This window comes from Thalassospira sp. ABL2_045, assembly GCF_056161285.1.
In genome coordinates, this window is the sequence record NZ_JBSWYV010000005.1 from 95,179 (window position 1) to 107,941 (window position 12,763).

General features: G+C 56.4%; 10 protein-coding genes. All 10 read left to right on the plus strand.

Translation table 11 applies throughout. The features are described 5' to 3' along the window. Positions 1-23: 23 nt before the first annotated feature. The 10 genes from mraY (at position 24) to ftsZ (ending at position 12,469) form a co-directional block, all read left to right on the plus strand. A complete protein-coding gene (gene mraY / locus ACXAIA_RS09620; RefSeq protein ID WP_213473865.1) occupies positions 24-1,112 on the plus strand; it encodes a phospho-N-acetylmuramoyl-pentapeptide-transferase in 1,089 nt (362 codons plus the stop codon). A 12-nt stretch (positions 1,113-1,124) separates the two neighbouring features. Then, positions 1,125-2,531 (plus strand): UDP-N-acetylmuramoyl-L-alanine--D-glutamate ligase, encoded by a 1,407-nt coding sequence (gene murD, locus ACXAIA_RS09625; protein WP_475349130.1) that lies wholly within the window; start codon positions 1,125-1,127, stop codon positions 2,529-2,531. Then, positions 2,528-3,667, plus strand: coding sequence for a putative lipid II flippase FtsW (gene ftsW / locus ACXAIA_RS09630; protein WP_475349131.1), 1,140 nt, complete (start codon positions 2,528-2,530; stop codon positions 3,665-3,667). The genes murD and ftsW overlap by 4 nt, the downstream gene beginning before the upstream one ends. A 154-nt stretch (positions 3,668-3,821) precedes the next feature. After that, complete coding sequence (gene murG / locus ACXAIA_RS09635; RefSeq protein ID WP_475349132.1) at positions 3,822-5,021, plus strand: undecaprenyldiphospho-muramoylpentapeptide beta-N-acetylglucosaminyltransferase; 1,200 nt, start codon at positions 3,822-3,824, stop codon at positions 5,019-5,021. After that, positions 5,018-6,427 carry a UDP-N-acetylmuramate--L-alanine ligase gene (gene murC / locus ACXAIA_RS09640; protein ID WP_475349133.1) on the plus strand — a complete coding sequence of 470 codons (1,410 nt, stop codon included), beginning with the start codon at positions 5,018-5,020 and terminating at the stop codon, positions 6,425-6,427. The genes murG and murC overlap by 4 nt, the downstream gene beginning before the upstream one ends. Positions 6,428-6,434: 7 nt before the next feature. After that, the gene (gene murB / locus ACXAIA_RS09645) at positions 6,435-7,379 is read left to right on the plus strand and encodes a UDP-N-acetylmuramate dehydrogenase (RefSeq protein ID WP_475349134.1); all 945 of its coding nucleotides are present in this window, start codon (positions 6,435-6,437) and stop codon (positions 7,377-7,379) included. Then, positions 7,376-8,290: a D-alanine--D-alanine ligase gene (locus tag ACXAIA_RS09650; RefSeq protein WP_475349135.1), complete on the plus strand. Its 915-nt coding sequence runs from the start codon at positions 7,376-7,378 to the stop codon at positions 8,288-8,290. The genes murB and ACXAIA_RS09650 overlap by 4 nt, the downstream gene beginning before the upstream one ends. Beyond that, on the plus strand, positions 8,278-9,141 hold the full coding sequence (locus ACXAIA_RS09655; RefSeq protein ID WP_475349136.1) for a cell division protein FtsQ/DivIB: 864 nt from the start codon (positions 8,278-8,280) through the stop codon (positions 9,139-9,141). Before ACXAIA_RS09650 ends, ACXAIA_RS09655 begins: the two co-directional genes overlap by 13 nt. Before the next feature lie 272 nt (positions 9,142-9,413). Further along, a complete protein-coding gene (gene ftsA, locus ACXAIA_RS09660) occupies positions 9,414-10,625 on the plus strand; it encodes a cell division protein FtsA (RefSeq protein ID WP_475349137.1) in 1,212 nt (403 codons plus the stop codon). A 188-nt stretch (positions 10,626-10,813) separates the two neighbouring features. Further along, positions 10,814-12,469 (plus strand): cell division protein FtsZ, encoded by a 1,656-nt coding sequence (ftsZ, locus tag ACXAIA_RS09665; protein ID WP_475349138.1) that lies wholly within the window; start codon positions 10,814-10,816, stop codon positions 12,467-12,469. The last annotated feature ends 294 nt before the right edge of the window (positions 12,470-12,763 follow it).

Here is a 12,763-nt window from a genome sequence, read left to right on the forward strand (position 1 = left end):
TCGCAAAAGGAACGACCAGAGCAATGCTCTATAATCTGCTTTATCAATTTGCTGATCAGATGCCGGTACTGAACCTGTTTCGGTATATCACCTTCCGCACGGGCGGTGCGATCATCACATCGCTTGTCCTTGCCTTTGTGATCGGCCCGCACCTGATCAACTGGTTGCGTTCCAAACAAAGTGAAGGTCAGCCGATCCGCGAAGACGGCCCGGAAAGCCACCTTTTGACGAAAAAGGGCACGCCAACGATGGGCGGGCTTTTGCTGCTGATCTCAACGTCAATTGCCACCCTGCTCTGGGCTGATTTGACCAACCCTTATGTCTGGGCGGTTTTGCTGGTCACCATCGGCTATGGCTTCCTTGGCTTCCTCGACGACTTCCTGAAGGTTTCCAAGCGCAATACCAAAGGCCTTCCGGGCAAGCTCAAGCTGCTTGGGCAGTTTTCGATCGCAGCCCTCGCTGCCTGGTGGATTTCCTATAACACCGCCGATCCGCTTTCGACCGCACTGGCCTTCCCGTTCTTCAAGAATTTCCTGCTCGATCTCGGCTGGTTCTTTGTCCCGTTTGCCATGTTTGTCATGGTTGGGGCTTCGAACTCGGTCAACCTGACCGATGGTCTGGATGGCCTGGCGATTGTGCCGGTGATGATTGCGGCTGCAAGCTTTGCCCTGATCACCTATCTGATCGGTAACGTTCAGTTCGCGGAATATCTGCAGGTTCATTACGTCGCCGGCTCTGGTGAGTTGACCATTTTCCTTGGCGCACTGGTCGGTGCTGGCCTTGGCTTCCTTTGGTACAACGCCCCGCCAGCGATGGTATTCATGGGTGATACCGGATCGCTTGCCCTTGGTGGTGCCTTGGGGGCTGTTTCGGTCGTGACCAAGCACGAACTGGTTCTGGCGATTATTGGCGGTCTGTTCGTTCTTGAAACCCTGTCAGTGATCATTCAGGTCGGCTCCTACAAACTGACCGGCAAGCGCGTCTTCCGCATGGCGCCGCTTCATCACCATTTCGAGAAAAAGGGCTGGCAGGAAGCGACCATCGTAATCCGCTTCTGGATCATTGCCGTCATCCTCGCACTGGTTGGTCTTGCGACCCTGAAACTTCGTTAAGGACAAACTGAGGTGATTGATCTTTCACATCTGCGCGGCAAAACCATCGCGGTTCTGGGTCTCGGGAAATCCGGACTGGCCAGTGTGAAAGCATTGATCAATGCAGGCGCCATCGTCTGGGCCTGGGATGACAATACCTCATCGCGTGAACAGATCGAACCGCTTGGCCTGGTGCCGATCAATCTGGCGGAATGTAATTGGTCGGAACCCGATATGCTGGTGATCAGCCCGGGTATTCCATCGACCTTCCCGACCCCGCACCCGGCCGCCGAAAAGGCCCGCCGTGCGGGCAAACCGATCATTTGCGATGTTGAGCTGCTGTGTACCGCACAGCCCGATGTGCCGACCCTGGCCATCACCGGCACCAATGGCAAATCAACCACCACTGCGCTCACCGCCCACATCATCGAACAGGCCGGGATCAAGACACAAGCCGGCGGCAACCTTGGCAATGCGGCCCTTGGACTTGACCCCTCCACACCCGATGATTGCCTTGTGCTTGAGCTGTCTTCTTATCAGCTTGAGCTGCTTGAACATGCGGCCTTTGACGCCTGCGCGCTTTTGAATATCACCCCGGATCATCTTGATCGCCATGGCGGGCTGGATGGGTATATCGGCGCCAAGCACCTGATCTTTGCCCGTTCAAAGGGCCCGAAATGGGCAATCATTTCCATTGATGATGAACCATGCGCGAAAATGTCCGTGGAACTGGCCCGTGAAGGCGGTCGTCACATCATCGAGGTTTCGGTTAAACAGCCTGTCGATCACGGCATCTATGTCGATGGCGATGGTTGGCTGATTGATGACATGACCGGGGCCAACACCCGCATTCTTGATCTTGCGACCGTTACCCACATGCCCGGGCGCCATAACTGGCAAAACATTGCCTTTGCCTATGGGCTGTGTCGTGCGCGGGGTGTCGATGCCACGCGGATCATTGACGGCATCATGTCCTTCCCGGGTCTTGCCCATCGACAGGAAATGCTTGGCACCATTGATGGCGTTGTGTTTGTTAATGACAGCAAGGCCACCAATGCCGAGGCATCGGCAAAGGCGCTGTCGGCCTATCGCAACATTTACTGGATTGCGGGTGGCAAACCCAAGGAAGGCGGGATCGCGGGATTGCAGGAATTTTATCCCCACATCAAGAAAGCCTATCTGATCGGGGCTGCGACCAACGAATTTGCAGAAACCCTTGGCGCTGACCTGCCGTGGGAGAAATGCGAAACGCTTGATGTCGCAACCAAGGCCGCCTTTGCGGATGCCAAGGCAAGCGGTGACGACAAACCGGTGGTGATGTTGACCCCGGCCTGCGCATCGTTTGATCAGTTCAAAAGCTTTGAAGCGCGCGGTGACGCCTTCCGTGATCTTTATACCGCCTTGGCCGATGGCAATATGACCGGGAAGGAAAGCGCATGAAGTCCTTGTTTGGTCATAACACTCATATCGCCTTTTCGCGTGCCGATACCTCGGTTCTGGGGATCTGGTGGTGGACGGTGGATCGCTGGTTGCTGGCGGCCATCATTCTTCTGATGGGGATTGGCGCGCTTCTGGTGATGTCGGCAAGCCCGCCGGTGGCAGATCGCATCAATGTCGACAGCTTCCACTTTGTGACCCGCCAGTTTGTCTTCCTTGGCATGGCAACGGTCTGCATGTTTGCCATTTCACTGTTGCCGGTGAAGTGGATCAGACGGCTGGCATCCTTCATGTTTCTGGGGGTGATCTTTTTGCTGATCATCACCCCGTTCATCGGATCAGACATCAAGGGTGCGGTGCGCTGGATCAACATTGCGGGGATTAACCTGCAACCCTCGGAATTCCTCAAACCGGCCTTTGCGGTTGTGATTGCCTGGATGTTTGCCGAAGGCCGCCTGAACCCGAACTTCCCGGGCTATATCGTTTCCAGTTTGATCCTGGCGGTGTGCATCTTCCTTTTGATGATCCAGCCGGACTTTGGCCAGACCGTTGTCATCACCTCGATCTGGTCGGTGCAGATTTTCCTGGCGGGTCTTCCGATCATTCTGGTGTTCTGTCTGGGGCTTGGCGCGGTTGGGCTGGCGGTTACGGCATACCTTATCCTGCCGCACGTTCAGTCGCGCGTGGATCGCTTCCTGGATCCGGCATCGGGTGACAGCTATCAGATCGAACGATCCATGGAAGCCTTCATGAGCGGCGGTATCATGGGCCGTGGCCCGGGTGAAGGCTGGGTCAAAAACTCCATCCCCGATGCCCATTCCGACTTTATCTTTGCCGTTGCGGGCGAGGAATTCGGTCTTCTTTTCTGTGTGCTGGTGGTTGGTGTCTTTACCTTCATCATCATGCGCGGTTTTTCGCGCCTGATGGGGGAACGTAACCTGTTTGTTGTTCTGGCTGTCACCGGCATTCTCGTTCAGTTCGGGTTGCAGGCCGTGATCAACATGGCCTCCACCCTGCAATTGGTCCCGCCAAAGGGCATGACTTTGCCGTTCGTTTCATACGGTGGATCGGCGACAATCGGCATTGCGATCGGCATGGGATTTGTCCTTGCCCTGACCCGCAAACGCCCGGGCGAATAGTCAACATCGCACCTTAAAAACTTTCTGCATCAAAACGACAAAATCGGGCCTTATTCAAGGACCGGTTTGAAGGGATATTAACCTTTGTCGGGTTCTGATGGGGGTAACTGTCAGGGACCTTCCCTGCACCGCCGTCGTTTTACATGTGGACAAGATGACTGACTTCGCAAATCCAGAACTTACTGCCGCCGAAACACCGCTGGCAGGTCAGGTGATCGCCGTAACATCCGGTGGCACCGGCGGGCATATGTTCCCGGCTGTTGCCTTGTCCAAATCGCTTGTCCGTCGTGGCGCACAGGTCCTGTTTTTCACAGATGCCCGTGCTGCGCGCTATACCGAGGGTGTCGAAGGCGTAGAGACCGTTGTCCTTCCGGCCGGCGGCATTGCCGGCAAGGGCATCAAGGGACGCCTGATCGGGGCCGCGCGGCTTGGCCTTGGCACGCTCAAGGCCAGAAGTCGCATCAAAAAAGTTAAACCGGCAGCCGTAATCGGCTTTGGCGGTTATGCCTCCATCCCCGCGACCATGTCAGCCAAGTGGCTTGGCATTCCCTATGCCATTCATGAACAAAACGCGGTTCTGGGGCGTGCCAACCGTCTGGTCGCAAGTAACGCCCAACGGATCGCGACATCCTTTGCCAAGGTCACGATGATCGCGCCCGAAGATGAGGCCAAAGTGATTTGGACGGGCAACCCGGTCCGCGCCGAAGTCGCCGCCCTTGCATCGAGCGAATATGACGCGCCGACCAATGATGGGCCGATCCGCCTTCTGATCACCGGTGGGTCGCAAGGGGCACGCATTCTGTCTGAAATTCTGCCGACCGCATTGGTGAACCTGCCTGAAGGCCTGCGCAAACGCCTGATCGTCACCCAGCAGGCCCGCGAAGAAGATATCGAAGCCGTGCGCAAAACCTATGACGGATCGCAGATCGACGTGAAACTGGCGTCCTTCATTGATGACATCCCCGAACGCCTGCGCGACTGCCATCTGGTGATTGCGCGATCCGGGGCATCGACCGTTGCAGAATTGACTGCCGCCGGACGACCCGGTTTTCTGGTGCCATTGCCCCATGCCATTGACGATCATCAGCGTTATAACGCGCAACAGGTCGAAGAGGCTGGCGGTGCATGGTTGATGCCGCAGGATCGCTTTAGTAGTGAGGCCGTCACAGACCGTCTGACAAAACTTCTAACCAACCCGGCCGCACTTACCCGTGCGGCAAAGGCTGCGAAAAGCAGCGGGCGCGCCAACGCCGCAGAGCGGTTGGCCGACATGGTGCTTGATATGCTGGGCCTGAACCCGGCCGGAAGCCCGGACAACAAAAACATGACCAAAGACCGAGGAGACATTCAATGAACACCCTGCCGCTCAACATCGGCACCATCCACTTTGTCGGTATTGGTGGCATCGGCATGTCCGGTATTGCCGAAATCCTCAATAACCTCGGTTATTCGGTTCAGGGGTCGGACATTTCCGACAATGCCAATGTGCAGCGCCTGCGCGCCCTTGGCATCAAGGTCTTTGTCGGCCACAAGGCGGAAAATGTCGAAGACGCCAAGGTCGTTGTCATTTCCACCGCTGTTAAACCCGACAATCCTGAAGTCACCGCCGCCCGCGCAGCCATGATCCCGGTCGTCCGCCGTGCTGAAATGCTGGCCGAGCTGATGCGCCTTAAGGCCGCAATCGCGATTGGCGGCACGCATGGTAAAACCACGACCACCTCGCTGGTTGCGACCATGCTTGATGCGGCCGGGCTGGACCCGACCGTAATCAATGGTGGCATCATCAACTCATACGGCACCAACGCCCGATTGGGCGAAGGTGACTGGATGGTGGTCGAGGCCGATGAATCTGATGGCACCTTTGTCAAAGTGCCGTCCACCATCTCGGTCGTGACCAACATAGATCCCGAACATCTTGATCACTGGAAAGACTTCGATCAGCTGCGCGAAGCCTTCAAGAACTTCGTTCAGAACATCCCGTTTTATGGCTTTGCCGTGCTGTGCATCGACCACCCCGAAGTCCAGGCCCTGATCGGGCGCATCACCGATCGTCGTATTTTCACGTTTGGCTTCTCGCCGCAGGCCGATGTGCGTTCGGTTAACGTCCGCACCAATATCGGCGACAGTGTCTTTGATGTTGTCATCCGCGAACGCGTCGACAGCGAAGAACGCGTGATCAAGGATGTTCGCCTGCCGATGGTCGGCGACCATAACGTTTCAAACTCGCTAGCCGCGATTACGGTTGCGCTGGAACTTGGTATCCCGGACGAGAAAATCGTTTCCGCCTTTGACGGCTTTACCGGTGTGAAACGCCGCTTCACCAAAACCGGGGAAGTTGATGGCGTGACCATCATCGACGATTACGGCCACCACCCGGTGGAAATCAAGGCCGTACTAAAGGCCGCCCGTCAGGCCACCCGGAACAACGTCATCGCCGTGGTCCAGCCGCACCGTTATTCGCGCCTGCATGACCTGTTTGAAGATTTCTGTACCTGCTTTAACGATGCCGACAACGTAATTGTCGCCGACGTTTTTGAAGCCGGTGAAAGCCCGATTGAGGGTGCCTCGCGGGATGCGCTTGTCGAAGGCCTGCGCAACCGTGGCCATCGCCATGTCAGCGCTCTTGAAGGCCCGGAAAAACTGGCCGAAGTCATCAAAGCCGAAGCGAAACCGGGCGATCTCGTCGTTTGTCTCGGGGCTGGCTCGATCAGTGCCTGGGCCAATGCCCTGCCCGCCCAACTTGAAGCGGTCAAGAACTGAAACAGATATGAGCACGCCGGCACACCATACGCCCCTGATTGACCGCCTGCCCAAGGTGCGTGGCAAGCTGCGTGAAGGCTCGCAACTTGCCAAAGTCACCTGGTTTCAGGTCGGCGGCCCGGCAGATGTGATGTTTCGCCCGGCCGATGAAACCGACCTCGCCGACTTTCTGAAAGGCAAGCCGGAAGACTTGCCTGTTACCGTGATCGGGGTTGGCTCCAACCTTCTGGTGCGTGATGGCGGCATTCGCGGCGTTGTCATCCGCCTGGGGCGACCGTTTACCGAGGCCTCGGTCAAGGATGGCGATCTCCATGTCGGCGCCGGCGCGCTTGATCTCAATGTTGCCCAGACGGCCCAAATGAACGGGATTGCCGGTCTTGAATTTTTGTCGGGCATTCCGGGCACCATTGGCGGGGCGCTTCGCATGAATGCGGGGGCCTATGGCACCGAGATCAAGGATGTTCTGGTATCGGCAACTGCCATTGATGGCAGCGGGAACATCCATACCGTCACGCCCGATGAGATGGACATGTCCTATCGCCATTGCGGTGTGCCGGAAGACTGGATTTTCACATCCGCCATTCTGCGCGGCACATCGGGCGATCCGACCGACATCGCCAAACGCATGGATGAAATTCAGCAAGCACGTGCGGGCTCACAACCCATAAAATCACGTACCGGCGGATCGACATTTGCCAATCCGGTGCCGGATCGCGCCTGGGAAGTCATTGATGCTGCCGGATGCCGGGGCCTTAAAATCGGTGGCGCCCAGATGTCCGAACAGCACTGCAATTTCATGATCAATACGGGCGATGCCACCGCCCATGATCTTGAGCAGCTTGGCGATGAGGTCCGCAAACGGGTCAAAGAACATAGCGGCGTTGAACTGCGCTGGGAAATCCGGCGCATTGGTGAACGCCTTGGCCACTCGATCATAGGAAAAGACGCATGAACAAACATGTCGCTGTCATTTTGGGCGGTTGGTCAGCAGAACGTGAAGTATCCCTGTCATCCGGACGCGAATGCGCCAAGGCCCTGCGCGAAAAGGGCTATCAGGTTACCGAGGTCGACGCGACGCGCGATATCGCAAGCCAGCTTGCCGCGGTTGATCCCAAACCCGATGTGATCTTTAACGCCCTGCATGGTCGCTGGGGTGAAGATGGTGCAGTTCAGGGGCTGCTTGAGATCATGAACATCCCCTATACCCATTCCGGTGTGCGGGCATCGGCCATTGCCATGGACAAGATGTCGGCCAAGGCGATGTTTGCCGAATATGAAATCCCCTGTGCCCGTCATGCCTGGGTCACGCGTGAAGACATTGCATCGGGCAATGCATTGCCGCCGCCCTACGTCCTTAAACCCAATAACGAGGGGTCCTCTGTCGGGGTTGAGATCATCCTGACGCCTGAGGAAGAGCAGAACATGCTCGCCCGTAGTTGGGATCACGGTGCCGGCATTATGCAGGAAGAATTCATTCCCGGTCGGGAAATGACCGTTGCCGTCAAGGATGGCAAGGCGATGGAAGTCATCGAAATCCTGACCGGCAATCATGCCTTTTACGATTTTGAATCCAAATACGCCCAGGGCGGGTCGGAGCATATCGTCCCGGCCGACATCGAAAGCGATTTGCGTGATCGCCTGCAACGCCACGCCGAAGAAGCCTATAAGGCGCTTGGCTGTCGTGGGGTCGCGCGGGCCGATTTCCGCTATGATCCGGAAAAGGATCATCTGGCGATCCTTGAAATCAACACCCAGCCGGGCATGACGCCGACATCGCTTGTCCCGGATGCCGCCCGTCACGACGGGATGAGCTTTGCCGATATCGTTGCATGGATGGTGGAGGACGCCTCATGCGAACGCTAGAAGAACAGGCCCGTGAACGCCGAGAAAAGCTTGATAAAAAGCATGGCGTTGCATCCAACGTTAAAAAGATCGCCCGCGTCATGTGGTGGAGCGGCTTTGTTGGCGCAATCACGATCATTCCGGCCGCCCTTTTATATACCGGCAAGGCCGATAAATGGCTTGATATGGCCGAACAGGAAAGTGTCCGCCTGTCAGCCGAGTTCGGCATGACGGTCAAGAATATCGAAGTATCCGGCCGCGAAAAAACCGACACCAATGCCCTTCTGGCCGCCATCGGACAGAAACCGGGTACGCCCATCATTACCTTTGACGTTGATGCCGCGCGTGAACGGGTCGAGGAACTTTCATGGGTCCGCAGCGCAACGGTCGAACGTCAGCTGCCCGACACCCTGATCGTATCCGTCGTCGAGCGTAAGCCGCTGGCATTGTGGCAGACCGAAGGTCGCGAACATGTCCTGATCGATGGCGACGGCGAACAGCTTCAGAACTATGAACTCGGTGATTATCTTGATCTGCCGGTTCTGGTTGGCGATGACGCGCCCAAGGCGGCAGCTGAAATGCTGACCACGTTGCAGACCATCCCGCATCTTTATGATCAGATCACCGGCGCCCAGCGCATCAGCCATCGCCGCTGGAACATTCAGCTTGCCAACGGCATGTTCATTCGCCTGCCCGAAGAAAACATGGCAAAGGCCTGGCAGCGGCTTGAACTGCTCGATCGTGATCATGGCATTCTCGATCGTGATGTTCTGATTGTTGATCTGCGTCTTCCTGATCGGACATTTGTCCGCCTGACACCGGGGGCTGCCGAACAACGGCGGAATCCGCCAAAGAAGGAGGGCGCGGTCTGAACTGACCGCCCTTCTGCCAGACTACCAAACCGCCGCCGAAAAAGCGCCTTGGACGGTTCTTTTCAGACTGCCAATCTTGTTTTTACACAATTCTTGCGAACATTCGCATGAAAGATGCGTTATGGGATGGTCTGCCTTAACCAAATTGCAACCGCTTTTGGTGGAAAACGGGCTTAATAAGGTAGAGTTATAAAACTCCCGCCACATAACCGATAAAAATTCAGAGCATTCAATTGGCACGCGGCAAAACCAGATCAGGATTGATTGCGGCTTTGGACATTGGAACGTCCAAGGTCTGCTGTTTTATTGCGCGGCGTGAAAAAGACCAGCCGCCCAAGATCATCGGCATTGGTCACAACATGTCCAAGGGTCTGCAAAGTGGATCCATTTCCAATCTGGATGCGGCTCAGGAAGTTGTCCTTGCAGCGGTCAACGCCGCTGAGAAAATGGCAGGACAAACCATCGACTCGGTGATCGTAAACCTCTCAGGTGGTCGCCCGGAATCGGAAACACACACGGTTGAGCTTCCACTTGGCTCCCGCCCGATTGGCAATCTTGAGATACGCAAACTCAATGACCAGAAAGAAGCCCTTCTGCGTCAGGCCGGTGATGAGCTGATCCACACGGTGCCGCTTGGCTTCCGCCTTGATGGCGCCAATACCATGAATGATCCGCGCGGCATGTATGGATCGACCCTTGGTCTTGATCTGCATTTTGTCCGCACCCAGACCGCCCCTTTGCGCAATCTCGATACCCTGCTGGCACGTTGCCATCTGGCGATTGAAGAAACCGTGGTCACCCCGCTGGCATCGAGCCTTTCCGCCCTCACACCGGATCAACGTGATCTTGGCGCGACCGTAATCGACATGGGGGCCGGCACAACCAGTGTTGCCGTGTTTAACGCCGGTCAGGTGGTTTACACGACCTCGATCCCGGTCGGTGGTGCACATGTGACACGTGACATTGCCTATGGTTTGAACACGTCGCTTAACCATGCGGAACGTATGAAAACCCTGCATGGCAGCGCCCTGACATCGCCGTCTGACGATCAGGAGATTCTGGCCGTTCCGACCATTGGGGATGAGGACGAAAACAACTTCAATCATGTGCCGCGCTCGATGCTGATCAATATCATCAAGCCGCGTCTTGAAGAAACCTTCGAGTTGATTCGTGATCAGCTTGAAGAACACGGTCTGAGCCAGATTGGCGGCCGCAGCATCGTTCTGACCGGTGGTGCCAGCCAGCTCAATGCCATTGCCGATCTGGCCAGCCAGATGTTTGAACGCCCGGCGACCATTGCCTTGCCGCACGGGGTTTCCGGCCTTGCCGAAGCCACGGCCGGTCCGGCCTTTTCGGCCTGTTCCGGTCTGCTTTTGCGCGCCGTTGCCCAACAGAATGACCCGCTGAGCGAAGCCATGGCGCAAATCCGTCAATCGGGTGGGCGTTGGGGCCGTTTGGGTGCCTGGTTCAAAGAGAACTTCTAGTACGCAAATCAGACGTACTTTTTTCTCCAATTTTCTGAAAACTTTTAGCCGTATTAAGAAGGCAATAACTCTTTGCCCGCTAAAACGAACTTGGAGGTCTTGTGCCCGAAGCATTTCTGGCACGCACAGGCAAAGGGAAGGCTTGTGTGGGACCCTCAGCTCTAAAGCGCGGAGAGGAAGAGCAAACAATGAGTACAATCAATTTTTCCGTTCCTGAAACGGAAGAAAACCTAAAACCGAAGATCACCGTTATCGGTGTCGGCGGTGCCGGCGGCAACGCCGTTAACAACATGATCGCATCCGAACTCGAAGGATGTGACTTTGTTGTTGCCAACACCGATTCTCAGGCCCTGACCCAGGCAAAAGCAACGCGTAAAATGCAGCTTGGTCGCAAGATCACCCAGGGGCTGGGTGCAGGCGCACGTCCTGATGCAGGCAGTGCCGCCGCGGAAGAATCCATTGAAGACATTCAGGCACAGCTTGAAGGCAGCCACATGGTATTCATCACTGCCGGCATGGGCGGTGGTACGGGTACCGGTGCCGCCCCGGTCATCGCACGTGCCGCCAAAGAGGCCGGCATTCTGACCGTCGGGGTTGTTACAAAGCCGTTCCATTTCGAAGGCACGCGCCGCATGCGCACCGCCGAACAGGGCATAGAGCAGCTTCAGCAGTATGTTGATACCCTGATCATCATTCCGAACCAGAACCTGTTCCGGGTTGCAAATGAAAAAACCACGTTCGCAGATGCCTTCCAGATGGCCGATGACGTTCTGCGGAACGGCGTGCGTTCGATTACCGACCTCATGATGGTTCCGGGCCTTGTGAACCTTGACTTTGCCGATATCCGCACTGTGATGAGCGAGATGGGCAAAGCCATGATGGGTACCGGCGAAGCATCGGGTGAAAAACGCGCCCTCGAGGCAGCCGAAGCCGCAATAGCCAATCCGCTTCTTGAAGATGCTTCGATGAAGGGTGCCCGTGCGGTCCTCATCAACATCACCGGCGGCATGGATATGGCGCTGTATGAAGTTGACGAAGCCGCCAACCGTATCCGCGAAGAAGTCGCATCAGAAGCCAACATCATCTTTGGTTCGACCTTTGATCCGACCATCGAAGGCGCGCTTCGCGTTTCTGTCGTGGCAACCGGTATCGACGCCGAAGAAGTTCGCCGTCCGCAACCGACCACGGTTTCCGTCGCACAGCCTGTGGCACCGAAACCGGCAGAACAGCCGGCAGCCGCCCCGTCCTTCGCACAGCATGGTGCCGGCAACGCAGCCGCCGCTGTAGCTGAAAGCACCGCCGCCGGCGATTACGCAGGTGGTGGATCAGTTGATCACATTCCGGCGGATCGCTTTGCTGCCACTGGCAGCGCACAGCAGCCGGAAATCAGCCACCAGGCCGAAGCACAGGAAACCGGTTCGATTGAAATGGGCCAGACGGTTCTCAAGCCGAAACCGGTTCTGCGCGCTGACAAGCCGACCGAAAAGACCACCAGCAACGGCGACATGGCCTTCATTCCGCCGCGCGCTGTAAGCCCGAGCGAAGCTGAGCACAAACCGCACAGCCCGGATGTATTCGAAGCAGCCGATGCCCAGAATGCGACCTCTCCGCGTTCGGTTCTGAGCAGCCTGTTTGGCAAGAACAAAACCGCCAAGGAACCGCAACACCACGCGGAACCAAAAGTCTCGCAGCCGCAGGCACCTGCTCCGCGTCAGACCGAGATGCCGCTTGGCGAAGACAGTGAACATGTCATGAAGAAGGAGCCCGCTTCCCGGGGCAAGACGCAAGGCGCGTCTGATGACCTTCTTGAAATTCCGGCCTTCCTTCGTCGTCAGGCCAACTGACGACGATCTCCGCGCGAAGATGGGGAAGGCGGCATGCCTTCCCCTTTTTTTGGGTGCACCAGATTACATGACGCAACACATCACTGCCTGTGATCAAAGTCCCAAACCCCGCACTATTACAGATGCTGTGAAACAATAACTATTTTTTGATTTTATTATTTAATTTCAATTAGATATGAAGTTTACAAAGCGTAACAAAGAGTGATTTGAGTGATTGTTCGATCCTCTGTAATGTTTGAAACTAACAAAGCAGGGGCCGATGGGTTTGAAGACGGCTTTAAACATGCTTTGACT